Source organism: Brevibacterium sp. K11IcPPYGO002, assembly GCF_050920635.1.
Taxonomy (GTDB): domain Bacteria; phylum Actinomycetota; class Actinomycetes; order Actinomycetales; family Brevibacteriaceae; genus Brevibacterium.
Map to the genome: position 1 here is coordinate 3,050,471 of NZ_CP131929.1, position 24,425 is coordinate 3,074,895.

At 67.1% G+C, this 24,425-nt stretch carries 22 protein-coding genes; 8 read left to right on the forward strand and 14 right to left on the reverse strand.

Going from position 1 to position 24,425, the window contains the following annotated elements:
• The first annotated feature begins 104 nt into the window (after nucleotides 1-104).
• The 3 genes from QYM46_RS14050 (at nucleotide 105) to QYM46_RS14060 (ending at nucleotide 3,475) form a co-directional block, all read left to right on the forward strand.
• Nucleotides 105-1,322, forward strand: coding sequence for a class I SAM-dependent methyltransferase (locus QYM46_RS14050; protein ID WP_432789435.1), 1,218 nt, complete (start codon nucleotides 105-107; stop codon nucleotides 1,320-1,322).
• A gap of 75 nt (nucleotides 1,323-1,397) precedes the next feature.
• Entirely contained in the window at nucleotides 1,398-2,231 is an 834-nt protein-coding gene (locus QYM46_RS14055; protein ID WP_432789436.1) for a sulfurtransferase, read from the forward strand.
• Between the two features lie 332 nt (nucleotides 2,232-2,563).
• On the forward strand, nucleotides 2,564-3,475 hold the full coding sequence (locus QYM46_RS14060; protein ID WP_432789437.1) for a C40 family peptidase: 912 nt from the start codon (nucleotides 2,564-2,566) through the stop codon (nucleotides 3,473-3,475).
• A 289-nt stretch (nucleotides 3,476-3,764) separates the two neighbouring features.
• Here QYM46_RS14060 and QYM46_RS14065 read toward each other — a convergent pair whose 3' ends face one another.
• Genes QYM46_RS14065 through QYM46_RS14085 form a run of 5 tightly spaced genes read right to left on the reverse strand, consistent with a single transcriptional unit; the run spans nucleotide 3,765 to nucleotide 10,266 of the window.
• Complete coding sequence (locus QYM46_RS14065) at nucleotides 3,765-5,402, reverse strand: glycoside hydrolase family 3 N-terminal domain-containing protein (RefSeq protein ID WP_432789438.1); 1,638 nt, start codon at nucleotides 5,400-5,402, stop codon at nucleotides 3,765-3,767.
• 39 nt (nucleotides 5,403-5,441) lie between these two features.
• Nucleotides 5,442-6,986 (reverse strand): mannitol dehydrogenase family protein, encoded by a 1,545-nt coding sequence (locus tag QYM46_RS14070; protein ID WP_432789439.1) that lies wholly within the window; start codon nucleotides 6,984-6,986, stop codon nucleotides 5,442-5,444.
• Nucleotides 6,983-7,942 (reverse strand): carbohydrate ABC transporter permease, encoded by a 960-nt coding sequence (locus tag QYM46_RS14075; protein ID WP_432789440.1) that lies wholly within the window; start codon nucleotides 7,940-7,942, stop codon nucleotides 6,983-6,985. Before QYM46_RS14075 ends, QYM46_RS14070 begins: the two co-directional genes overlap by 4 nt.
• Nucleotides 7,939-8,880, reverse strand: a complete 942-nt coding sequence (locus QYM46_RS14080; protein ID WP_432789441.1) for a carbohydrate ABC transporter permease — start codon at nucleotides 8,878-8,880, stop codon at nucleotides 7,939-7,941. The genes QYM46_RS14075 and QYM46_RS14080 overlap by 4 nt, the downstream gene beginning before the upstream one ends.
• A gap of 27 nt (nucleotides 8,881-8,907) precedes the next feature.
• On the reverse strand, nucleotides 8,908-10,266 hold the full coding sequence (locus tag QYM46_RS14085) for an ABC transporter substrate-binding protein (protein WP_432789442.1): 1,359 nt from the start codon (nucleotides 10,264-10,266) through the stop codon (nucleotides 8,908-8,910).
• Between the two features lie 130 nt (nucleotides 10,267-10,396).
• Between QYM46_RS14085 and QYM46_RS14090 the strand changes: the two genes are divergently transcribed.
• The 4 genes from QYM46_RS14090 (at nucleotide 10,397) to QYM46_RS14105 (ending at nucleotide 15,520) form a co-directional block, all read left to right on the forward strand.
• Nucleotides 10,397-11,467: a sugar-binding domain-containing protein gene (locus QYM46_RS14090; protein WP_432789443.1), complete on the forward strand. Its 1,071-nt coding sequence runs from the start codon at nucleotides 10,397-10,399 to the stop codon at nucleotides 11,465-11,467.
• The gene (locus QYM46_RS14095; protein ID WP_432789444.1) at nucleotides 11,464-13,116 is read left to right on the forward strand and encodes a xylulokinase; all 1,653 of its coding nucleotides are present in this window, start codon (nucleotides 11,464-11,466) and stop codon (nucleotides 13,114-13,116) included. Before QYM46_RS14090 ends, QYM46_RS14095 begins: the two co-directional genes overlap by 4 nt.
• 5 nt (nucleotides 13,117-13,121) lie before the next feature.
• Nucleotides 13,122-14,219, forward strand: a complete 1,098-nt coding sequence (locus QYM46_RS14100) for an ABC transporter ATP-binding protein (RefSeq protein WP_432789445.1) — start codon at nucleotides 13,122-13,124, stop codon at nucleotides 14,217-14,219.
• Nucleotides 14,220-14,392: 173 nt separating this feature from the next.
• Nucleotides 14,393-15,520: a glutamate--cysteine ligase gene (locus tag QYM46_RS14105; RefSeq protein WP_432789446.1), complete on the forward strand. Its 1,128-nt coding sequence runs from the start codon at nucleotides 14,393-14,395 to the stop codon at nucleotides 15,518-15,520.
• A 115-nt stretch (nucleotides 15,521-15,635) separates the two neighbouring features.
• On the opposite strand, the gene QYM46_RS14110 is transcribed toward QYM46_RS14105, so the two are convergent.
• From QYM46_RS14110 to alr, 8 genes are all read right to left on the reverse strand, one after another.
• On the reverse strand, nucleotides 15,636-16,238 hold the full coding sequence (locus QYM46_RS14110) for an NUDIX domain-containing protein (protein WP_432789447.1): 603 nt from the start codon (nucleotides 16,236-16,238) through the stop codon (nucleotides 15,636-15,638).
• Nucleotides 16,225-17,304, reverse strand: a complete 1,080-nt coding sequence (gene tsaD / locus QYM46_RS14115) for a tRNA (adenosine(37)-N6)-threonylcarbamoyltransferase complex transferase subunit TsaD (RefSeq protein ID WP_432789448.1) — start codon at nucleotides 17,302-17,304, stop codon at nucleotides 16,225-16,227. The genes QYM46_RS14110 and tsaD overlap by 14 nt, the downstream gene beginning before the upstream one ends.
• A complete protein-coding gene (locus QYM46_RS14120; RefSeq protein ID WP_432789449.1) occupies nucleotides 17,301-17,876 on the reverse strand; it encodes a hypothetical protein in 576 nt (191 codons plus the stop codon). Before QYM46_RS14120 ends, tsaD begins: the two co-directional genes overlap by 4 nt.
• Nucleotides 17,873-18,820: an aldo/keto reductase gene (locus QYM46_RS14125; protein WP_432789450.1), complete on the reverse strand. Its 948-nt coding sequence runs from the start codon at nucleotides 18,818-18,820 to the stop codon at nucleotides 17,873-17,875. Before QYM46_RS14125 ends, QYM46_RS14120 begins: the two co-directional genes overlap by 4 nt.
• A gap of 156 nt (nucleotides 18,821-18,976) precedes the next feature.
• A complete protein-coding gene (locus QYM46_RS14130; RefSeq protein WP_432789451.1) occupies nucleotides 18,977-19,483 on the reverse strand; it encodes a GNAT family N-acetyltransferase in 507 nt (168 codons plus the stop codon).
• The gene (gene tsaB / locus QYM46_RS14135) at nucleotides 19,480-20,214 is read right to left on the reverse strand and encodes a tRNA (adenosine(37)-N6)-threonylcarbamoyltransferase complex dimerization subunit type 1 TsaB (RefSeq protein ID WP_432789452.1); all 735 of its coding nucleotides are present in this window, start codon (nucleotides 20,212-20,214) and stop codon (nucleotides 19,480-19,482) included. Before tsaB ends, QYM46_RS14130 begins: the two co-directional genes overlap by 4 nt.
• Entirely contained in the window at nucleotides 20,211-20,825 is a 615-nt protein-coding gene (gene tsaE / locus QYM46_RS14140; RefSeq protein ID WP_432789453.1) for a tRNA (adenosine(37)-N6)-threonylcarbamoyltransferase complex ATPase subunit type 1 TsaE, read from the reverse strand. Before tsaE ends, tsaB begins: the two co-directional genes overlap by 4 nt.
• Nucleotides 20,822-22,036: an alanine racemase gene (alr, locus tag QYM46_RS14145; protein WP_432789454.1), complete on the reverse strand. Its 1,215-nt coding sequence runs from the start codon at nucleotides 22,034-22,036 to the stop codon at nucleotides 20,822-20,824. Before alr ends, tsaE begins: the two co-directional genes overlap by 4 nt.
• Nucleotides 22,037-22,190: 154 nt before the next feature.
• On the opposite strand from alr, the gene QYM46_RS14150 reads away from it, so the two are divergent.
• Nucleotides 22,191-22,868, forward strand: coding sequence for a hypothetical protein (locus QYM46_RS14150; protein WP_432789455.1), 678 nt, complete (start codon nucleotides 22,191-22,193; stop codon nucleotides 22,866-22,868).
• A 15-nt stretch (nucleotides 22,869-22,883) separates the two neighbouring features.
• Here QYM46_RS14150 and QYM46_RS14155 read toward each other — a convergent pair whose 3' ends face one another.
• The gene (locus QYM46_RS14155) at nucleotides 22,884-24,413 is read right to left on the reverse strand and encodes a bifunctional ADP-dependent NAD(P)H-hydrate dehydratase/NAD(P)H-hydrate epimerase (protein WP_432789456.1); all 1,530 of its coding nucleotides are present in this window, start codon (nucleotides 24,411-24,413) and stop codon (nucleotides 22,884-22,886) included.
• Between the last annotated feature and the right edge of the window lie 12 nt (nucleotides 24,414-24,425).

Genomic DNA, 24,425 nt, shown 5'->3' on the forward strand with positions numbered 1-24,425 from the left:
TTACCGCACCACCCAGCCGTCACAATCACCTCGGCGGCCCGGCGGTTCGGCCGGGCCGCCTCGGCGAGGGAAGACCCCACCGCGCAGACGATAGGGTGAAGCCTATGGATCCGCAGACACTGACCGAACTGCTCGACGTCGCCGTCCTCGACCGTCTCGACCGCATCGACGACCTCGCAGGCGATGAGCTCGCCCGGTCGACGGCCCTGCGGAAGGAGGGCTACTCCGCCGAGGTGACCGCGGCCCTGCTCACTCAGGCGCGGCTGCGGCAGGAGGCGGGCGCGAAGCTCGGTCCCTTCGCCGAGGATATGCTCTTCACCCGGGACGGGCTGGCCCAGGCCACGCGGCTGCCGGTCGCCGCTCATCACGCGCGTCGCCTCATCGGGGACGGGGCCGAGGGTGAGTCGTTCCGCATCGCCGATCTCGGATGCGGGATCGGCGCGGATTCGGTCGCCTTCGCCGGAATGGGCGCGCAGGTCTCGGCCGTCGACGCCGACGAGGTCACCGCCGCCATCGCCGCCTTCAACCTCCGTCATCTGCCCGATGCCGCCGTCGAACACGCTCGCGCCGAGGATGTCGACTTAGGCGGATTCGATGCCCTCTGGTTCGATCCGGCCCGGCGGACCGTCGGCAAGGCCGACAAACGCGGATCGACTGCCCGCATCACCGACCCCGAGGCGTTCTCCCCCTCACTGTCCTGGGTGATCGAGCAGGCGAGCGCGGCGAAGTCGGCCGGAGTGAAGCTCGGCCCGGCACTCGACCACGACCTCGTACCGGAAGGAGCCGAAGCCCAATGGGTCTCCCACAGCGGAGAGGTCGTCGAGGTCTGCCTCTACTTCGGTGAAGCTTGTCAGCGACCCGGCCGCGGGGCCCTCGTCATGGGCGACCGCACCCTCCTCGTCCACGAGGACAACCTGCCCGACGAGGACGAAGCGGACATCGGGGAACTCGGAAAGTATCTCCTCGAACCCGACGGGGCGATCGTGCGCGCCGGACTCGTCGCCGCCCTGTGCGCACCGCTGCAGGCCCGCCGACTGCACCCGAAGATCGCGTATCTGACCACCGATGTCGCACCGAGCGGCCCAGCATCGGCAGGTGTCACCGCCTACGAGGTCGTCGACGTTCTGCCCGCGAAGGTCCCGAGCCTGCGCAAGGAGCTCGTCTCCCGCGGAATCGGCTCGGTCGTGATCAAGAAACGCGGGGCCGACATCGTGCCCGACCAGGTCCGACGCCAACTCAAACTGCCCAAGGGCGACAAAGCCACACTCGTCTTCACCCGGCTCGGCGACAAGCACGTTGTGCTGCTCACCCAACCGGTGTGACCCTGCCCCAGTACCGGTACAACTCTGCTCGGGTACCGGTGCAACCTGCCCCACCTGCTCGTGAAGGAGATCGAAATGACCCGCTCCGACGTTCTCATCAGCGCCGATGACCTGCTCACCCGAATGGCCGACTCCCCCGCGCCGAGGCTGCTCGACGTCCGCTGGACCCTGCCCAAACCCGATGGCCGCGAGGACTTCGCCGCCGGGCACATCCCCGGCGCAATCTATGTCGACCTCGACACCGAACTCGCCGACCACGACGCCACTGTCCCGACGGCGGGCAGGCATCCGCTGCCGAGCGCCGAGGCATTCCAGGAGACTGTGCGTTCCTGGGGCATCGACGAAGGCACCGAGGTCGTGGTCTATGACGACAACTCGTCCCTCGGTGCGGCCCGCGCCTGGTGGCTGCTGCGCTGGGCCGGGCTGAGCGCGCGGGTCCTCGACGGCGGACTCGCCGCCTATCGTGATGCCGGCGGGACGGTCGAGACCGGCGACTCCCCCGAGATCGCCTCCAGTGCCGTGGAGATCAGCCCGGACTCACTGCCCGTCATCGGCGCCGAGGAGGCGGCCGACTTCGACGGAGTCCTGCTCGATGCCCGCGCCGGTGAGCGCTTCCGCGGGGAGACCGAACCGCTCGATCCGCGGGCCGGTCATATTCCCGGGGCGAAGAGCGCCCCGGCCACGGACAACGTCCCCGCGGGAACATTCCTGCCCGAGGCGCTGCTGCGCGAACGCTTCGATGAGTTGGGCGCCCTCGACGGTCCCGTCGGCGTGTACTGCGGTTCGGGAGTCACCGCCTGCCACAACGCTCTGGCGCTGGCGACCCTCGGAGTCGAAGCCAGCCTTTACCCCGCGAGCTGGTCCGGTTGGTCGTCCGATCCCGACCGACCCGCCGAAACCGGAGCCTGAGACTCGTTCACCACCGCCACCGACGCCATCGGCATTCTTGGGTCGATCCACGGAGGTCTGGGCGAGAAAAACGCCGCGGATCGACCCGAGAATCACGCTTCGCGAATGTCACGAAACGTTATTCACAGCTGCGGCTGCGTGCCGGGTCACAGCCGCAAGCAGCCGGAAACACGACCTCTCACCAGCCATTTCTATCGACATTAAGCCTGTGACCTGGGATTATGCAACTCTCGCTGTCGCGGAATGCTTTTGTAACAAAAACGTGACAGAAGATCACGAATTAGTTACAGTGGAGCACATCGTCACAGACAGCCAGGCAACGAGAGGAAATCGTGGCATCTCAGCAGCACGGCCGCCGCGCCGCGAACGTCAAGGCCAAAACACCACTGACCGAGTTGAGCGAACTGCTCGCAGCGAACTGCGGCGCATTCGGCCGCCGCGCCGCAGTCGTCGCCGCCAGCGGCGGACTGCTCACCGCAGCGGTCCTCCCCGCTGCCGGACAGGGAACCGACGATGAGGCGAAGGTCGCGGCTGAGTCCGAGAAGCAGGCGCCCGTCGAGTTCAAGAACCAGACACCGACGATCGACGCCGGCGGCACCTCGAAGAAGGGCGATCAGGAGGCTGAGGTCACCGTCGACACAGATCTCGTCACCGCCGAAGCCGCTCCCAAGCCGAAGCCCAAACCGAAGCCGAAACCTGAGCCGAAGGAGGAGCCGGAGACGACCGTCGCAGAGCCGGCGCCTGCCGAGGAGCCGGAGGAGGAGCCGAGCGAGTCCTCGGACGATGGTTCATCCGATTCCCCCGGCACCAGCGATGAGGGTCCAGCCGATTCGGGCGATGACAAGAGCAAGGACGACGGCGCGGACTCGGGTTCCGGGGGTGTCGAAGTCCCGGACGGTTCGAAGGCCGAGCAGGTCATCGCCATCGCGAAACAGTACGTCGGCACGCCTTATGTGTCGGGCGGAACGTCGCCCAGCGGTTGGGACTGCTCGGGCTACACCTCATACGTCTACGGCAAGGTGGGGGTGAATCTTCCGCGTACGTCTTCGGCTCAGAAGGGTGCCGGGAAGATCGTCTCGGCATCCGAGGCGAAGGCCGGAGACATCATCTGGTCACCGGGGCACGTCGGCATCTACGCGGGCGACGGCATGATGTACGACGCAGGGAACACGCGCGTGAACACCAGCTACCGCAGCGTCGATTGGATGACTCAGCAGGGCGCCCAGTTCGTCCGCGTCCTCTGATTCCCAGAACAGCCCTGATTCCCAGAACAGCTCTGAGCCGTCACCTGAACTCGGAGGAGCCCTCTCAACTCCAGGGACACCCCTCGCCGGCTGGCGAGGGGTGTTCTCGTCTCCGAATCCTTGGTGCTACGGGGCTTCTCGGCCCCGAGGGGTCACAGGAGCGAGTTCCGGACGATCCGTGCGGGATTCCAGGTGGTTTTCCAGCACGCATCGTCCGGAACTCGCACAGTCGGCTGCGGTCAGCCCCGGTCGGCCCCGGTCGGCCCCGGCCGGTCCCGGTCGGCCGTGCTCACCCGCAGTCGGGGGCCTTGTCGCTGCCGTCGTATTCGGCAGGCAGCTGACCCGATGCTTTGAGGTCGCCCTTCAGCCACTTCGCCACGGCCCGCAGCGCATAGGGGTTCGAATCGTATGCGGTCACCGCAGACTTCGCCGGAGTGCTGCGCATCGTCCACGGAGCGGCGGTGCCCACGGCCACCTCGGCCGACGTCGACGGACTCAGACTCACGGAGGTTCCACCGGATCCGACGGTGAGGTCTTCGGCCTCGGCCGCTTCCTTCAGCGCTGCCTTCTCCTTGTCGCTGCCGCCGACGATCGAGATCGAATCGGTGCCTGTGAAGGAGCATTCGCCCTTGAGCACGGTCAGCGACTTGTCGGCCACCTTCGTCAGGACCTTCTTCGGATCCTTCGCATCCGAGTCCCCTGCCTGCACGCTCTTCTGAGCCTCGGCGGTGGCCAGCTGTGCGGCGACGACGCGTTCGGACTTCTCGACGAGGTCCTCCTTCTCAAGCGTCCCGTCCCCCATCGCCGTGACGATCGCCTTCTGCGCGGCCGCCGAGTCCGGGGGCATGAGCGCGATATCGGCTCCGGCGGCGAGCGCCTTGACGGTCTCTCCGCCCTTGAGGTTCTGCGGCACAGCCTTCATGTTCAGCGCATCCGTGGTGATGACACCGTCATAGTCGAGGGTCTCCCGCAGCGCCGAGTAGGCCTTCTTGTTCAACGTCGCGGGCGTCGTCTTCGCATCGGGCAGACCGATATGCCCCATCATCACCATCGGCACTCCGGCCTTGACCGCGGACTTGAACGGCAGGAGATCCGAATCCTCCATCTCCTCGATCGACTTCTCCGACACCGGCAGGCTCTCGTGCGAATCGACGCCGAGGCGGCCGTGTCCCGGGAAGTGCTTCGCCGAGCTCGACACCCCACCGGACCGGTATCCCTCGACGGCGTCGGCGACGACCTCGGCGACATCCTCGTGGTCGGTGCCGCCCGAACGGACGTTGATCGCCTTGTCCTTCGGCCCGACCGTCACGTCGGAGTCCGGAGCGAAGTCGATGGTGAAGCCCAGATCGGTGAGGTTCCGCCCCTGCACGGTCGTGGCGTCGGTGATGAGATCGGAATCATCGGTCGCGGCCAGGCCCATGAGCGGCGGGAACGGCAGCGCAGCGGTGCCCAGGCGTGACACCGGGCCGCCCTCCTGGTCGACGCCGATCGACACGGGCTGCCCCTTCGTCCGCGCCCCGGAGATCTGACCGGTCAGTTCCGTGACCTGGTCCTTCGTCGGCTTCTCCGGCAAGTTGTAGCCCATGACGATGACCCCGCCGAGGTGGTTCTGCTTGACCATGTCCACAGGGGTCTGCGTGTCCGTGCCTTCCCAGGTGCCGATGATGAGCGACCCGGCGAGCTCCTCGTCGGAGAAGCCTGCGACGATGTCCGCGGCCTCGTCCTCGAAATCGGCCGGATCCGCGTCGGCGGGGTCGTCGAGGGACGATTCGGTCTGGGCTTCGGATTGTGCTTGGGTCTGAGCACCCGAATCGGCGGAGGAATTCTGTCCGGCCGTGGAGGATTCGGGGGCTGACGCTCCGCCGGAACAGCCGACGAGCGCGAGAGTCGTGGTCAGGGCCAGAAAGCTCAGGCGAGAACGCAACATGTCTCCATGCTAGACGTTCTCGCCTGCGTGCCGCCTGGGTCAGAGCTCGTCGTGAGCGGCCAGGCGGCGGGCGGTCTCCTTCGCTCCCCGTTCGTGCAGCGATGTCAGTGCCTTGAGATACGGTTCGGTGAACCGGGGCTCCTCGGCCAGCGGTCCGAAGAACTGTTCCTGCCGGACGAATGCCAGCGGGTCCTCTCCCTGTGTCGCGGCAACTGCCTGCAGTTCGTCGGCATAGCGGTCGACGATGGTGAACCGACCGCCGGCTTCGTCATGCCCTTCGGCATAGCGGGCCCACGAGGCGCAGATCGCCGCGGCTACCTCGATCGGGTGGCCCGAGGCGAGGTTGTCCTTGACGACCGGCAGCAGCCATTTGGGGATCCGGTCAGAGGACTCTGCGCCGAGGCGCGCGAGGGTGTCGCGGATCTCCGGGTTGCTGAACCGTTCGATGAGCGAGTCCTTGTAAGCGTCCAGGTCGATTCCGGGCAGCGGTGCCAGACTCGGTGTGCCTTCCTCATCCATGTATCGGCGCACGTAGACGGGGATGTCCGGGTTCGCCATCGCCTCATGGGCGAAGGTGTATCCGCCGAGGAGGCCGAAGTACGCGAGTCCCTGATGCCCGGAGTTGAGCAGGCGCAGCTTCATGTGCTCATAGGGCTGCACATCGTCGACGACCTGCACCCGTGCCTCTTCATAGGGCGGACGACCAGAGGTGAAATCGTCTTCGAGCACCCATTGGAAGAACGGTTCGGCGACGACCGGCCAGGCATCGGCCACGCCTGTGTCGGCGAGCAGATCGGCGCGGTCGCCGTCGGTGGTGGCCGGGGTGATGCGGTCGACCATCGAGTTCGGGAACGCCACGGACTCCGCGATCCACTCGGCGAGTTCGGCGTCGACGAGGCGAGCGAAGGCCGAGAACATCTTCGCCGCCACATCGCCGTTCTCCGAGATGTTGTCGCACGACTGCACGGTGAACGGAGCGATCCCGGCCGCGCGTCGTTTCCGCAGAGCGGAGACGACATAGCCGAAGACCGTCGCCGGCAGTGCGCCCGCCCGCAGCGCCTCGACATCGGCGACGATCGTCGGTTCATCGGTGATGAACTCTCCGGTGACGGGGTTGACGTTGTATCCGCCCTCGGTGACGGTGAGCGAAACGATCCGGATCGCCTCATCGCTGAGCAGATCGAGCAGTCCGGCGGGGTCGTCGGGCCCGAAACGGTAGTCGATGATCGACCCGATGACCCGCCGTTCCTTGGTTCCATCTGCATGTTTGAGGGTGAGCGTGTACAGGTGATCCTGGTCGGCGAGCGCATCGCGCATAGCCACATCGTGGGGCAGCACTCCGGCTCCGACGATCCCCCAGTCGGCGGCGAGCCCAGCCCCGAGCAGGTCGTCGAGGACCATCGCCATGTGCGCGCGGTGGAATCCGCCGACACCGAAGTGGACGATGCCGGGGCTCACGGCCGAGCGGTCATAGGTGGGAACGGCGATGCCGCGGTCGGCCACCTCGGCGAGGTTCTCCGTGGTCAGGGCCAAGGGAGTCGCGCCTCGGCGAGGATCGGACGGTGCGGTGTGTGGTGCGGTCATTTGACGGCTCCCATGGACAGGCCCTGGACGAGTTTGTCCTGAGCGGCGATTCCGGCCACGAGGACGGGCACGGAGATGATGAGCGAGGCCGCGCACACCTGCGACAGGAACAGGCCCTGGGAGGTGACGAAGCTGGTGAGGAACACGGGTGCCGTCGACGCCGCCGTGGAGGTGAGCACTGTGGCGAAGAGGAGTTCGTTCCACGAGAAGATGAAGCAGATCAGTGCGGTCGCGGCCAGTCCGGGGGCCGTCAGCGGCAGCAGGATCTGGAGGAACACGCGCGGCAGACGGGCACCGTCGAGTTCGGCGGCTTCGAGGACTTCGACGGGCACCTCGGCGAGGAAGGAGCGCATCATCCACACCGCGATCGGCATGTTCATCGCCGAGTAGATGATGATGAGCAGCAGCCAGGTGTCGAGGATGCCGACGGACTTCGCGACGAGGTAGACGGGCAGGAGGCCCGCGACCATCGGCAGCATCTTCGTCGACAGGAGGAAGAACAGCACGTCCGACCAGCGTTCGATGCGACGGATCGCCAGCGAGTATGCGGCCATCGTGGACAGGACGAGGACGATCAGCGTCGAGACGATCGCGGCGACCGCGGAGTTGATGAGGAACGGCCACGGGTTCGCGCCGTTGCCGCCGCCGAAGAAGTTGACGAAGGACTCCAGCGTCAGTGGGGCGAAGTAGCTCGGCGGGTTCGTCGAGGCGTCGGTTTCGGCGTGCAGACTGGTCAGCAGCATCCACAGCAGGGGTGAGACGAACAGGAGTCCGACGAACCAGGCCAACAGGCCGAGCAGGATCTTGCCCGCCCGCCCCTGGCCGGGCCGCCTCGGTGCGTTCGCCTTTCGCCGAGGCGGCTCGACCGATCCGGGTGAGCCGGGGTCGGTCGCGGCGGGGGTGACGCCGGGGGCGGGGAGCGTGTTCAGCGGCGTCCGGGTCTCGGGGGTGCTCATGAGTTCTCCTCCTTGAGCAGGGTCGATGCGGTGCGCAGGGCGAAGGTCGCGATGATGAGCGAGGCGATGACGACGATGACGCCGACGGCGGAGGCGACTCCGTAGTCCTGGGCGACGAAGAACTCCTGGTAGATGACGTACGGCAGGGTGGCGGTGCCGAGCCCGCCGGAGGTCATGGTGAAGACCATGTCGAAGTTCTGGACGATGTAGATCGTGCCCAGCAGTGCGGCGAGTTCGATGTATCGGCGCAGGTGGGGCAGCGTGATGAAGCGGAAGGTCTGCCAGTGTCCGGCCCCGTCGACCAGGGCAGCCTCGTAGACGTCCATGGGTCGCGACTGCAGTCCGGCGAGCATGATGAGCATCATGAACGGCGTCCACTGCCAGACGAGGACGATTCCGATGCCCAGCAGCGGGTTCGAGGTCATGAGGTCCGGCTGCGGGGCGTTGTCACCGAACACGGTCGTCAGCAGCCCGTTGATCAGTCCGTATGAGGGGTTGAAGATCGCGTGCTTGAACAGCAGTGCCGCAGCGACGGGCACGACGAGGAACGGGGTGATCATCAGGGTGCGGACGAAGCCGCGGCCGATGAACTTCCGATCGAGCAGCAGCGCGATGCCCAGGCCCAGCAGCGCCGAGGCCAGCACGACGCCGACGGTGAGTCCGACGGTGACGAAGACGGCCTTGAGCAGGTTCGCATCGGTGAAGACGGTGACATAGTTGGCCACGGTGCCGAAGCTGATGTCATCGGGGTAGGCGGCGTTCCAGTTCATGAACGAGATGACGATCGTGATCGCGAACGGGATCTGAGTGACGAGGATGACGAAGATCAGCGCCGGCAGCATGGGCGCACGTTTGAGCCATCGGTCCTTGGCACGGGGTTTCGGCGGCGTGATCGGCTGCGATGCACGCTCGGCGGCGGGAGCTGACACTTCGAACATCCTTCGTCGGGTGGGTGGTTCGGGCAGTCACTTCTTGTACTTGTCTCCGACCTTCTCGGCTTCCTTCTGTCCCTTCTCCAGCGCCTTGTCGGCGGTCGTGCGTCCGGCGATGGCGGAGCTGACGTCCTCGGAGATGCCCGTGGCGAGGTCCGCGAATTCGGGGATCGTCACGAATTGGACTCCCAGCGTCGGGCGCGGCTGCACGCCCGGGCTCTCGGGATCAGCCGAGTTGATGGCATCTTCCGTCTGCTGATAGAAGGGTTCGGCGGCCTTCTGGTACTCGGGGTTCTCGTACGTCGAGGTCCGCTTGCCGGCCGGCACGTGCTGCCAGCCGAGCTCCTCGGCGACGGTCTCCTCGTAGTCCTTCGACGAGGCCCAGGCGACGAACTGCTTCGCCGCGTCCTGGTTCTTGCCCGCTGCCTGGATTCCCCATGCCCAGGTGTAGAGCCAGGAGCTCGAGTCCGTCTCCTTCACCGGGGCGGCGACGTAGCCGATCTTGCCCTTGACGGGAGAGTCATCGGCTTCGAGGGTGCCGGTGGCGGCCGTCGAGTCGTACCACATGGCGACCTTGCCCTGCTGCAGGTTCGTCAGGCATTCGGTGTAGCCGGCCTGCGGGGCACCGGATTCGCCGTGGTCCTTGATGAGGTCGACGTAGAAGTTCGTCGCTTCCTTGAATTCCTTCGAGTCGACCTGGGCGTTCCAGTCCTCGTCGAACCAGGTTCCGCCGAAGGTGTTGACCACGGTCGTCAGCGGGGCGAACATCTCACCCCAGCCGGGCAGTCCGCGCAGGCAGATGCCCTTCGTGCCCTTCTCTGCACCGTCGACCTTCGCCGCGAGCTTCGCGACTTCGTCCCAGGTCGGCTTCTCCGGCATCTCCACACCGGCTTTGTCGAAGATGTCCGTGCGGTACATGAGGAATGAGCCCTCACCATAGAACGGCTCACCGTAGATCTGATCGTCGACCGTCATCGACTCGGCCATGGGGGCGAGGATATCGTCCTGGTCGAAGCCCTCGGCATCGGCGACGCCGTCGTCCATGGGCGTGAGCCACTTATTGTTCGCATAGGTCGGGATCTCGTAGTTCGACAGCGAGGCGACGTCGTAGTTGCCGGCCTGAGCGGCGAACTCCTGGCCGATCTTCGCCCGCACCTCGTTCTCGGGCAGCACGGTGTAGTTGACCTTGATGCCGGTGTCCTTGGTGAAATGGTCGGCCGTGAGCTTCTGCAGATCCTGCATCTGCGGGTTGTTGACCATGAGGACGTTGACTTCATCGCCGCCGCCTCCGGCCGAGCTGCCGCCGGCGCCGCCGCAGCCGGACAATGCCAGCGCTCCGACCATGCCGATGGCCGCCCATGTGACTCTCCGGCCTGTGATCAGGTGTTTCATCGTTGTGCCTTCCCTCGTCCTTGCGGGATTGCAGCCCGCCATCGGTTCGCTGCGAGAAAATCATATGAGCATCTGTGCTCATATGTGCAATACTGTGTCACGAACCAATCAGATGTGCAACACTTCACATATGAGCGAACACAGAGACGTCGACGCCGAAGGGAGGACCATGTCCACGGTGCCCACCGCCCGCCACCGCCGCTTTCTCGCGCAGCTGGCCCGCGATCACTACCTCGAGGGGCGCTCCAAGGTCGAGATCGGCAAGGTGCACGGACTCAGCCGGTTCCAGGTCGCCCGACTCCTCCAAGAGGCCGTCGACACCGGCGTCGTGACCATCACCATCGAAGCCGATGCCGGTGAGAACAACGGCGTGGCCGAGCAGGTCGCCGCGACCTTGAGTCTCGACTCGGTCGTCATCGTCGACATCCCCGATGCCTCCCAGGCCTCCCAACAGATGGGCCGAGCTGCGCTCTCACTGGTCGGCCGGCAGGCTCGAGCCGGGATGCGCATCGGCCTGTCCTGGTCACGCACCCTCGATTCGGCGGCCGCGTTCACCCCGGCCCTGCCGCGGTGCACGATCGTCCAGCTCGCCGGTGCCCTCCGTTTGGAATCGCACCGTCCCAGCTCGGAGATCTTCACCCGGTTGGGCCAGGATCCGGCCGTGAGCATGGTTCGACTCCCCGCCCCGCTGCTCGTCACCGAGGCCGGAACCGCCGATGACCTGCGTGCCCTGCCCGAGATCTCCGGGACCCTGGCCGCCGCCGATGACCTCGACCTTGCCGTGGTCTCCGTGGCCTCGTGGGCCGAAGGCCTGTCCTCGGTGTGGGAGAAGTGCTCCCCCACCCAGCGTCAGGCGGGCATCGACGACGGTGCCATCGCCGAGGTGTCCGGTCGTCTGTTCGCCGCCGACGGAGCCGATGTCACCACGATCGACGACCGCGTCATCGCCGTCACCCTCGATCAGCTCCGCCGCGCCACAACGACCGTCGGAGTCGCTCGCGGAGCCGAACGCGCCCGCGCGGTCCGTGCGGCCTGTGCTGCCGGGATCCTCGATATCGCGATCATCGACCGGGCGTTGGCCGATGAGATCCTCGCCGAGGCGGCCTGCCCCGGTGCGCCCGCAGCCGAACCTTCCGAGGTCGCCTCGTCCTCTGCCCGACCCTCCGAGGTCGCCTCGTCCTCTGCCGCGGAGTCCCGATGAGCATCCGTCGTTTCGTCGCCGGTGTCGACTCCTCGACGCAGAGCTGCAAGGTCGTCATCGCCGATCCGGACTCCGGTGACATCATCCGCACCGGTTCGGCCCCGCACCCTCCCGGCACCGAGGTCGCCCCCGAGGCATGGTGGACTGCCCTGCAGGAGGCGATCGCGGCCGCCGGCGGACTCGACGACGTCGCCGGATTGAGCATCAGCGGTCAGCAGCATGGACTCGTCGCCCTCGACGCCGCGGGCCGGGTGATCCGCGATGCCCTGCTGTGGAACGATCTGCGCAGCAAGGCCGCGGCCAGAGACCTCATCGCCGAGGTCGGAGCCGCCGACTATGTCGCACGCACCGGGATCCTGCCCGTCGCCTCCTTCACCGCCGCCAAACTGCGATGGCTCAAGGTCGCCGAACCGGACAATGCCGCCCGGGTCGCCGCCGTCGCCCTGCCCCATGACTGGCTGAGCTGGCGCTTCCTCGGATACGGACCCGCCGAAACCTCCGCCCGCGGTCCCGTGCTCGATGCTCTGGTCACCGACGCATCCGATGCCAGCGGCACCGCCTACTTCGACCCCTCCGCGTCTCGCTACGATCTCGATCTCTTCCGCATCGCCTTCGGTGCGTCCGCTCGTGAGGCCGCAGGTCTGCCGTGCGCCGCGGATACCGACGTCGAGGCGGATTCGCCGGACGTGGACGGGAAGGGCGACGCCGCCTCGGCGATCATCCTTCCCCGCGTCCTCGCCCCCACCGAGGCGGCCGGGCACAGCCCGGACGGAATCGTCGTGGGGCCCGGTGCCGGGGACAATGCGGCCGCGGCGCTGGGACTCGGGGTCACCTCGGGGGACCTCGTCATCTCGATCGGAACCTCGGGCACGGTCTTCGGGACCACCGACCTGTCCATCGCCGATTCGTCCGGAGCGGTGGCCGGATTCGCCTCCGCCGACGGCGGGCGCCTGCCGCTGGTTGCCACGCTCAATGCCGCCCGGGTCCTCGATTCGGCGGCGTCGCTGCTGCGGGTCAGCCACGATGAACTCGCGGCCCTGGCGCTGGCGTCCCGGCCGGGAGCGGACGGGCTCACGCTTGTACCGTACTTCGAGGGCGAGCGCACCCCGAACCTGCCCGATGCCACGGCCCGGCTCGAGGGGATGACTCTGGGCAACTCCTCGGCGGAGAACGTCGCTCGCGCCTTCGTCGAAGGCATGCTGTGCGGTCTGGCCGACGGACTCGATGCCGTGCAGGCGCAGGGTCTGGAGGCCGGACGGCTGCTGCTCATCGGCGGGGCGGCGCGCAATCCTGCCGTCCGGGAGGTCGCCCGCGATATCTTCACCGTACCCATCGACGTTCCCGAACAGGCCGAATACGTCGCCATCGGGGCGGCTCGGCAGGCGGCGTGGACACTGTCGGGAACCCTGCCCGACTGGACCGTCGAGCTCGTCGCCACGCTGCATCCGCGGCCATCTCAGGTGCGGCAGCAGTACCGGTCCTTTGCAGCGCAGACGGCTGCCCAGCAGACGGCGAGTCTCGCTTCGCCCGACCGCACAACGCCGGAACGGTCTTCGTCAGAACCCTCTATGTCCGAACGCTCGTCGTCCGATCAATCACTGCCCGATCACCGTGGATCTTCGGGTGCGCACGCATCCGTGAAAGGTTGAGAACAATGGCCACAGTCACCTTCGACAAAGCACTGCGTCAGTATCCCGAGGCGCTCAAGCCCTCCGTCGACGAGGTCAGCCTCGATATCGCCGACGGAGAGTTCCTCGTCCTCGTCGGTCCCTCGGGCTGCGGGAAGTCGACGACCCTGCGTATGCTCGCCGGGCTCGAACCCGTCGATTCCGGGCACATCCGCATCGGCGACCACGATGTCACGGACCTCTCCCCGAGGGAACGGGACATTGCGATGGTGTTCCAGAACTATGCGCTCTACCCGCATATGAGCGTGCGCGAGAACATGGCGTTTGCGCTGAAGATCGCGGGAGTCGCCAAGCAGGAACGCGATGAACGCGTCGCCGAGGCTGCGCGGCTGCTGGACCTGGAGCCGTACCTCGACCGCAAGCCGAAGGCACTGTCCGGTGGGCAGCGTCAGCGCGTGGCGATGGGGCGTGCCATCGTCCGCTCCCCGCAGGTCTTCCTCATGGACGAGCCGCTGTCGAACCTCGATGCGAAGCTGCGTGTGCAGACTCGCGCGCAGATCGCCTCCCTGACTCGCCGCCTCGGTGTCACCACCGTCTACGTCACTCACGATCAGGTGGAGGCGATGACGATGGGCGACCGGGTTGCGGTCCTTGCCGATGGCCGGCTGCAGCAGGTGGACACTCCCGCGAATCTCTACGATCGTCCGGCGAATCTCTTCGTCGCGGGGTTCATGGGCTCGCCGGCGATGAACCTCGTCGACGTGCCGGTCGAGGGTACGTCGCTGCGCCTCGGCGATGTCGAGTTGTCCCTGACGGCGGAGCAGCGTGAGCAGGTCACGGGTGAGACTGTCACCGTCGGCATCCGTCCGGAGGACCTGCAGGTCACCGAGACGCAAGGCCTCGAGGTCACCGTCGATCTCGTCGAGGAGCTCGGCGCCGATGCCTTCGTCCACGGTCGCGCGGGACTGGCCTCGGGCGAGAAGACGGTCGTGGCACGTGTCGCCGGTCGGTCGACGATCCGCCGCGGCGACACCGTGCGCGTGACTCCCGATGCCGCACGCCTGCACCTCTTCGACACCGCTTCGGGCAGCCGACTGGCAGAGGACGCACGCCGCGCTGCGTGATCGGCAGGTCGGGTGCCGTGATCGGCGGGGCGGGTGCCGTGTTCGGCGGGGCGAGGGAAGCGAGCGCACCGCGGCACGGCAGAGCCGCCTCGGTGCGGGAATGCGGGACATCACACAGGCCGAATCTCGCCGCTGAGTCAGGCGAATCGAGCGTGCGCGATTATGATCGGATCATGGTCGATTTCGCACGCTCTGCCCGCTCCACCCTCGGTGTCGAGTGGGAACTGGCTCTGCTGGATTCTCGCAGCCTGGACCTGACTCCGGCTGCCGAGACTCTGTTGGCGGATGTGGCCGAGCATGCGCCCGAGTTCGAGAAGCACATCGTCGGTGAGATGCTCACGAACACCATCGAGCTCGTCACCGGCGTGCACACCCAGGTGTCGACCGTCGCGGATGACCTGGCCACCTCGATCGGAGCGCTGCGGAAGCTGACCGAGGCGCGCGGCGTCGAACTGATGTCGGCGGGCACTCACCCGTTCGCCCAGTGGCAGTCGCAGGAGGTCAGGGCGAAGGACCGGTACCTCGAACTCGTCGATCGCACCCAGTGGTGGGGGCGGAATATGCTGATCTTCGGAGTCCACGTCCACGTCGGCATCGACTCGCGCGACAAGGTGCTGCCGATCGTCAACGCACTGCTCGCCTATGTTCCGCATCTGCAGGCACTGTCCGCATCGTCTCCGTTCTGGGGCGGCACTGACACCGGCTATGCCTCGAACCGGGCGATGATGTTCCAGCAGCTGCCCACGGCGGGTCTGCCGTTCCAGTTCGATCAGTGGGCGGACTACGAGAAGTACGTCGACGATATGCTCACCACCGGTATCATCGACAACATCAACGAGATCCGCTGGGACATCCGCCCCGCCCCGCACTGGGGCACCGTCGAGGTCCGCGTCTGCGACGGACTGCCGACGCTCGAGGAGATCCTCGCGGTCACCGCGTTCATCCAATGTCTCGTCGATGACATGTCTGCCCGCCTCGACGCCGGTGAGACCCTGCCGACGATGCCCGATTGGTTCCACAACGAGAACAAATGGCGCGCCGCCCGCTACGGCATGGACGCGATCATCATCGAAAACGCCGCGGCCGACGAGCGTCTCGTCACCGAATGCCTCGCCGACGAGATCGAGCGGCTCTCCCCCGTCGCCGAACGGCTGGGCTGCAGCAGCGAGCTGCACTCGATCACGTCGATCATCGAACGCGGCGTGCCCTACCAGCGTCTGCAGAAGGTCTTCGGGACCACGGGTTCTCTCACCGAGGTGACCCGCTCGCTCATCGGCGACCTCCGCAACTCCTACAGCTGAGGGGCTGGGCGAGCAGCCGTCCGCCGAGACACGGGTGGAGTGTCGAGAAACGCACGTGCGCACCCGTTTTTCGACGCTCCACCCGTGTCTCGGCAGCAGGCAGGCGGGCGCCCCCTCACAGATGCGGGCGAAGCAGCTCCAACAGCGTCGGCAGTGCGGAGGCGACTCCCGGGTGCAGCTCAAAATCCTCGAGCTCGTCCACCGGCACCCATGACAGCTGGATGCTCTCGGGGTCGTTGATGACGGCGTCGAAGTGGCGCAGGGTCTTCGCGATCACCGTGGTGTAGCTCCAGGTGCCGAGGTCGAGGACATGCGTTTCGAGGATTTCGATGCCCGATCCGTCCTGGTCGGGCACCCCGGCTTCTTCCCACGACTCCCGGACCGCGGCGTCGACGGCCGACTCGCCCATATCGCGGGCGCCGCCGGGGAAGCCCCAGGTTCCGCCCTCGACCGACCACAGCGCCCGGTGCTGCATGAGCACCCCGCGCTCAGGATCGACGAGCATGAGCCCAGCGGCCCCGTTGAGACCCCAATGCTTCTTCCCATCGGACCCGTACGTCCACCCATCACCGGATCGCCGAGGCGGCCGACCGTCTGGCAGATGTGTGGACTTCGCCGCCTGTGCGTTGCGTTCGGCGGCGTCGGTCGCTGCATCGTGCGCAGCGCTGCTGGCAGCCTCGCCGTCGGCTCGGGTCTCTTCGTTCTCAGACGAGGACATGATCGACATCCAATGAGGAGACGGCGGCGAAGGACAGGTCGCTCGGCCCGATTCCGCGGGAGACGAGCTCCGCGCCGAGGGCTGCGACCATGGCTCCATTGTCCGTGCACAGCTTGAGCGGCGGCACCCGCAGAGTCACGCCCGCCTCGGCGCAGCGAGCCGCGAGCACCTCACGCAGGTGCGAGTTCGCAGCCACTCCCCCGCCGAGGACGACATGGTTGATGCCGGTGTCGGCCGCAGCGAGCAGAGTCTTGGTCACGAGCACGTCGACGACGGCGTCTTCGAACCCGGCGGCGATATCTGCCACCCGCAGGTCCGCACTGAGCGTCTCGGCCTTCGTCACCTCACGCAGGGCTGCGGTCTTGAGTCCGGAGAACGAGAAGTTATACCGGCGCTCGGGGTCACGCAGGTCCTGCTTCTTCGCGAGTCCCCGCGGAAACGTCACGGCATTCCGGTCGCCGGGGACTCCGGTGCCGTCGAGCAGGCCGAGGGCCGCCTTCGAGATGTTCGGGCCGCCGGGGTAGTTCAGCCCCAGCAGACGCGCGGTCTTGTCGAAGGCCTCACCTGCGGCATCGTCGATCGTGGCACCGAGGAGTTCGATGTCGTCGACGACGTCTCCGATGCGCAGAATTTCGGTGTGACCGCCCGAGACGAGCAGGGCGATGGTCGGAGTGGTCAGCCCGTCGACATCCTCGGCGACGAGATCGACGGCCACGTGCGCGGCCAGATGGTTCACACCGTAGAGCGGTCTGCCCAGAGCGGCGGCAAGCCCTTTGGCCGCACCGACCCCGACCATGAGTGCACCGGAGAGCCCCGGCCCGGCGGTGACGGCGATGGCGTCGATGTCGCCCAGCTCCACCTCGGCGGCTTCGCATGCCGAGGCGATGGCCGGGCCGATAGCCTGCACATGGGCGCGGGAGGCGACTTCGGGCACGACTCCGCCGAAGCGGACATGTTCGTCCATCGACGAGGACACGGTGTTCGTCAGCAGCGTGCGTCCGCGGACGATGCCGACCCCGGTTTCGTCGCACGAGGATTCGATGCCGAGGACGAGTGGTTCGCTCATGCGTCGTCCTCGTCAGCACCGGCCGAATCAGTGCCGTCCCCGGTATCCGCAGCCTCGTGCGAGAGATCGGAATAGGAGGCGACGAGTTCGGGTTCGGTCGCCTCGGCGATGTCGATGCCGAGGGTGCGGGCGAACAGGCGCAGGTGCGTGTCCCACATGGGGCCGAAATCGGCTGCCTGAGCTCGCGCGGATTCGACATCGGCGGCGGTGTGGGTGAACACCAGCAGGCTCTCGTCACCCGAGTCTCCTTCGATCGGCAGGAGCCGGATGCCGAGGACTCCGAAGGCTTCGAGTTCGAGCAGCACGTGGTCGTAGTCTTCGCAGCTGAGGACGGAGCCGTCCAAGTCGGCGTCTTCGAGCTCGAAGGTCAGCGGCCGGGAAGCGGGCCCATCGCCATCGTCGCCCGTATCTGCCGTTTCCTCGCCGAGGCGGAACGGCGCGAACCATGTTCCTGCGGTCTCGGCATCGGTCAGTGCGTTCCACACCGTTTCGACGTCGCGGGCCAGGAGCAGCTCGATGACGAGGTCGGTGCCGTTCTCCCAGGTGACCAGGCGGGGGCTGGGCTCGCTCATGCTTCGACCCAGGCTCCGTCGAGGGCGGCCTTCTCATCCGCACTCAGCTGCAATTCCGTGCCGGCGAGCAGCTCGGTGAGCTGTTCGGGCACGCGTGCCGAGGCGATCGTCGAGGGGATGAAATCGTGCGTAAGCTGCCAGGCAATGGCCGTGGCCGTCATCGACGCTCCGTGGTCGGCGGCGACATCATGAAGGGCTTCGAGGGCGCCGAGTGCTTTCTGGTCGTCGACGAAGTCGGCCACACGGTCACCGCGGACGCTGCCGGTGGCGTCTCCGCCGGTGTGTTTGCCGGTGAGGAACCCCGATGCCAGCGAGTGGAACGGCAGTTCGGCGATGCCCTCAGCCCGCAGGTACGCCTGCTTCTGCGGATCGACGGCGGCACGGGAGACGAGGTTGAACCGGTCCTGGACGACCCGATAGCAGGCAAGCGAGAACTTCGTCGAGATCTTCCGGGCCTTCTGCAGACGTTCGAGGCTGAAGTTCGATGCTCCGAGGTAGCTGACCTTGCCGGAACGGACGAGCGCGTCGAAGGTCTCGGCGACGGCGACCTGGTCGACGTCGTCATCGTCTCTGTGGGCGTAGTAGACGTCGATGCGGTCGGTGCCGAGTCGGCGCAGCGAGTCATCGACGCAGTTGCGGATGTTCGCCGGATCGAGGCCCCGGCCCTTCGGGTGCATGCCGACCTTGGTGGCGATGACCATGTCGTCGCGGTTGCCGCGCGCCTTCATCCATTCGCCGATGATCGTCTCGGACTCTCCGCCCGAGTTTCCCTCGACCCAGGCCGAATATGCATCCGCGGTGTCGATGAAATTTCCACCGGCCTCGGCATAGGCGTCGAGGACAGCGAAGCTCTGATCCCGATCCGCACCCCAGCCGAAGGGGTTGCCGCCCAACTGAAGAGGGTGAACGAAGAGATCGGTATCTGCCAATTGCACACGTGTCATACCCTCCACACTACCCTTTCGACCTCCACGACTTCGGGACCGGATCATCACCCGGAACTCGGGTCAGGCCACGGCATCGCTGTGCATTGATGCCGAGCACACCACGTTCATGGTCGACCTCAGCGAGGCGACCGAAAACCGCGCTGCTGCGGTGGCCTAGGTTCGGATCCGCAGTCGCATGAGGATTCCCGCGGCTCCCGGATAGTAGTCCGGGCGCCGTCCCCATTCCTCGAATCCGAAGGCTGCGTACATCCCCAGCGCCGCGGTGTTGCGTTCGTCGACTTCGAGGTGGACGACCTCGGCCCCGCGGTCCTTCGCCCAGTCGATTCCCGCCCGCAGCAGGGCGCGGCCGATGCCCTGGCCGCGTGCCGCCTCGGTGGTCGCGATCGTCATCACATCGGCTTCCGCACCGGCCCCCGACATGACGATCCACCCGGCCAGTTCCCCCGCCGAGGCGGTGGCGTCCTTTTCTGTGGACGTGAGGGCCACGTCCGAATCCCCCGCCGAGGCGGTTCTGGCGGCGAGCATGGTCGTGCCGTTCTGCGCCTTGACCGACCAGTAGTAGCCGAGCGTCCACGCGGTCGGGCCGAAGATGGCCGCATCGTGGTCGGCCACCTCGGCGAGGTCCCACCAGGGAAGCTCGGCGATGGTCGTGGACGTCATCTCAGTGAGCTCTCCCGCACCGGGGTCGCCTTCGCATCGGCGTCGCGCAGGTATTCGGGAATCGGTTCGCGCAGCTCTCGGCCGGCGGCGAGTTCCCGTGCCGCCGCGAGGGCAAGGTACTCGGCACGGGGATCCGTGATCGACTCGACGCTCGGCTCTCCGAGAATGTCCGGATAGAGGAGGAACCCACGGCCAAGCCTCTCCTCGATCGTCTCGAGCCGAAAGCCGTTGTCGGCGAGGACCGAGGCGACCTCGGCCGGTTTCGCCACAAAAGGTCCGGCGCTCAGCGTGGCACCGGTGGAGTCATAGACGCTGAAATAGACCTCTTTGCGGCGGGCGTCGGAGGCGATGAGGACGGGACGGTCCGATTCGTTCGCCGCGGGCGACGCCGCCTCCGACTCAGGTGTCGCCAGGTCAGCGGCGCTGCGCATGCACTCTTCGGCGATCGCGGCTTGGGACAGCAGTCCCCGGACGGGGATCCCGCGGGCCTGACCGACGGCGATTCCGGCGGCGATGCCCACCCTCAGACCGGTGAAGGGGCCGGGTCCGATGCCGACGACGACGAGGTCGGGTTGGGCATCCTCGGCGAGTACGCTGGCGAGCGCGGGACCGATGAACTCGACGTGTCGACGCTGGTCATCGGCCTGTTCGGCCGCGATGACCGAACCGGCATCCGTGTCCACCAGCGCCACGGAGGCCGACTGCGAGGTGTCGATGGCCAGAATGATCATGATTCGTCTCCCTCATTCGCCGAGTCCTCGGCAGGCAGGTCTGCAGGGCTCACGTCGTCGACTCTCACGCCTGCCAGTGCTGAGACAGCGGCCTCAACCGCGGGCATCCGCTCGGCCCAGGCAGCTCCGCGACCGGTGAGATCGACGGTGCGTCGTTCGTCCTCGGATTCGTCCTCGTCATCGGCACCGACGGAGCCGGCGGCAATCCCGTCCTCGGCGTTCTCGTCCCATACCGGGGTGATGGTGATGTCGAGATGATCGCTGCTGAGCTGTTCGGCCATCCCGGCACCCCATTCGACGACCGTGATCGACTCGTCCAGTTCGGAGTCGAGGTCGAGGTCCTCGAGCTCCTCCCCGTCGGCCAAGCGGTACGCATCGACGTGGACGAGGGCGGGGCCGCCCGTCCGTGACGGATGTTCGCGGGCGATGACGAACGTCGGTGAGGTGATCCGCCCGGCCACGCCGAGGGTCTTGCCCAGCGATTGGGTGAACGTCGTCTTCCCCGCACCGAGGTTGCCCGTGAGGATGAGCAGGTCACCGGCGCGCAAGTGGTCGGCCAGGGCCGCAGCGAAGGCGCGCATCTGCTCCACGGATTCGAGATGGACCCTCATCGTCCGTCTCCCTTGCACGCGACCCGGTCGACGCGGGCGCTGAGCTGGGTGACGATTTCGTAGTTGATCGTGTTCGCCCAGGTCCCCCACTCGGCCGCGCTCGGCCCACCGGGACCGAAGATGACGACCTCGTCGCCGATGGCCACCTCATCGTTGCCGGCGCCGATGTCGATGATCATCTGATCCATCGCGATGCGCCCGACGACGGGATAGCGGCGACCGCGAATGGCCACCTCGGCGCGGTTGGATGCCGCCCGCGGCAGTCCGTCCCCGTACCCACCGGGCACGAGCGCGAACCGGGTGTCGGTCGCAGCGGTGAACGTCAGCCCGTAGGAAGCGCCGTGACCTGCGGGAATGTCCTTGAGATTGATGACGGTGGAGACCAGGCGCATGACCGGTCGCAGTCCGAGAACCGTCGGATCGCCGTCTTCGAGCGGGGACAGACCGTAGAGGGCGAGCCCCACCCGCGCCGAGGTGCCCGGGCACGGTCCCAGGGTGAGCGCGCCCGGTGAGTTCGCGATGTGCACGTCCAGGTCGTCCGATTCGCCGAGGCGGCCGTCCGCGGCGTCGAGCACTGCCCGCAGCTGCCCGTGGGCGGAGGAGAAGACCGCGCTCTGCGCTGCGGTCTCGGGGCGTTCGGGTTCGTCGGCGACCGCGAAGTGGCTCATGATCCCGACGATGCGGATATCGGCAGCGGCGTCGCGGGATTCGGCGTCATCAGTGCGGCTGTCCTCGGCGTGGCGGCGCAGCCAGTCGAAGGCGCGGACAAGAGCCTCCGGGGACAGTCCGTTGCGACCGAGACCGGTGTCGATCTTCAGATGGGCTCGGGCGGTGACGCCGGTGCGGCGAGCCGCCTCGGCGAGTCGATCGAGAGCTCCGACCGTCGAAATGCCCAGGTCGATGTCGGCGCGCACCGCTTCGTCGAGGCCGGTGGTGGGCCCGTAGAGCCAGGCGAGGATCTGCGCTTCGGGGCCGAGCAGGCTGCGCAGACGAAGGGCTTCGGGGATCGTGGCCACGCAGAACTCGCGCCACCCGGCCGAGAAGAGGGCGGGTGCGATGAGGTCGATGCCGTGGCCGTAAGCGTTCGCCTTGACGACGCATTTGAGGCGGGCGGGTGAGAGGCGATCGGCAAGGACGGCGGCGTTGTCGCACAGGGCCGCCTCGTCGATCTCGGCCCGCACAAGAGCCTCGGGGATGTCGAAAGATGTCACTGGATAAGACTACCGCCGACCTCCGCCGACCAGCACCTTCGCTACGCTGATCCCCCGCGATCGTCGGTGCCATCGATGCCGACCTCGCAGGTGCAGCCGACGATGTGTTCGGCGAAGACCGGCTCGACGAGCCATTCGATGAAGAAGGAGAATCATGCACACCACACCAGCCCGCATCCTCGCGATGGTGATCACGGCCGTCCTGTTCGCAGCCGGACTCACCGTGGTCGGACAGACCGGTCCCGCCGAGGCGGCCGCGAAGTACTGCACCGGCGTCGAGGCGAACAGCTCGGTCACGGCTGCGAAGGCCATCGAAGTCAAGCAGCGGTCGACGATCACCGCCGATATCTACCTGTGCAGAAAGTCCGGTGACCGGTACGTCCGCGACAGCGGCCCGTACAAGGCCCGCCTCGGCTACAACGGAACGACGTCGAGCAAACGGGAAGGCGACGGGAAGACCCCGAAGGGCGTGTTCTGGATGCGCGACGGCTTCGGCACCTCGGCGAATCCCGGGTTGGGCAAGCCGTGGACGAAGGTCACTCGTGATCATGTCTGGGTCGACGGTGACGCGACGAAGGCCGAGGGCTACAACACGATGCAGCTGAAGTCCGACGGGTACGAGGGCGAATCCCTCTACCAGCCGAAGCCGTACAAGTATGCCCAGGTGATCGGCTACAACGAGGCACGCACACCGGGGAAGGGATCGGCGATCTTCCTCCATGCGAACACGGAGTCGATGAAGACCGCCGGCTGCGTGTCGATGTACGAGTCCAGCCTCGTCAAGGCCATGAAGTGGGAGGGCACCACGAAGACGCAGATCCTCATCCACTGAGGCGGGTGAGCCGATTCAGTCGGTGCCGTGGATGAGTTCGCCGACCACCTCGGCGAGGGCATCGGCGAACCCGGACGCGGTCACCGCACGCCGGCCGGCCTCGTTGTGCAGCAGCACTGCGAGTCCGGCCAGGCGAGCCCACTCGCGGGGCGGACGCGTCCGGTCGTCGCTGTCGTAACGACTGTGGGCGGCGGTGATCGCGGCGAGCGTGCCGAGGATCCCGGCGAGCACGTCCCCGGAGCCCGCCGTGGCCAGGCTGCCCGGCCCGGGCGCCGGCAGGACGAGGTGTCCGTCGGGAGCGGCGATGACCGTGTGATGGCCCTTGAGCAGAACGATCGCACCCGTCAGCTCCGCGGCCCGCTGTGCCCACCGCATCGGGTTCGCCCCGATCCGACCGGCAGTGATGATCTCGCCGAGGAGGCGGCTGAGCAGCCGCGCCAGCTCGGCGGCATGCGGGGTGATGATGAGCGGTCGGTCGGCCAGCCAGGTGCTGGCCATCGATTCGGCCCGGGCGATCATGTCGATGCCGCCGGCGTCGACGACGACCGGGGTGCGGTTGCCGGTCAGCGCCTCGGCGACGTTCTGGACGAATTCGGTCTCGGGGTCGCCCGGGCCGAGGACGACGGCGTCGATGCGGCCGGAGGCGCTGACGACCTCGGGGTGGAGTCCGAGGACGTATTCGGCCACGAGCGGTGAGCCGAGATAGCGGACCATGCCCGCTCCGGTGTTCACCGCCGAGGTGGTGGTGAGCACTCCAGCACCCGGGTAGTCCTCGGATCCGGCGAGGACCCCGGTGACACCGCGGGAGTATTTGTGCCCGGTCGCATCGGGGCGAGGGAATCCGGTGATGAGATCGTCGGAATCGAGCAGTTCCGTGGTGGCCCGTCCGGGGTCGAGGCCGAGTCCGATATCGATGACGTCGATGGTGCCGGTGAACTCGTCCGCGCGCGGATCGATGAGTTCGGTCTTGAGCCCACCGAAGGTCACAGTGCGGTCGGCGTGGAGTCGTTTCTCGGCTCCGGTGTGGTTCGGGTCGAGGTCGGAGGGGATGTCGACGGCGATGAGGCGGCCGGTGCGGTGCGGGGCCCAGTCGGCGATGAGTGAGCTGATGTGGTCGGGCAGACCGCGTCGCCCGCCGGTGCCGAGGATGCCGTCGAGGACGAGATGGGCGCGGGAGAGTTCCCGCAGAGCATCGGCGCGGGCGGGGTCGGCCTCGGCCGATGTGAACGCGATGACCTGTGCCCCGGCACGGCGCGCGGCAGTGAGCCCCTCGCCGTGAGTGCGGTCGAAGAGAGTGATGATGGTGACGGCGGCACCGCGCCTGCCCAGTGTCGCCGCGGCGAAGAGCGCGTCCCCGGCGTTGTTGCCCGGCCCGGTCAGCACGCACACCCTGGTGCCGGCGACCCGGCCGAAGCCGGCGGTGAGGGTGTCGATGCTGATGTTCGCCAGCGCCCGGGCGGCTCGGGCCATCAGCGGGACACCGGCCTCGAGGAGAGGCACCTCGGCCTCCCTGATGGTCTCGCTCGGGTAGGCGAACACACTCATCGACTGCTCCTC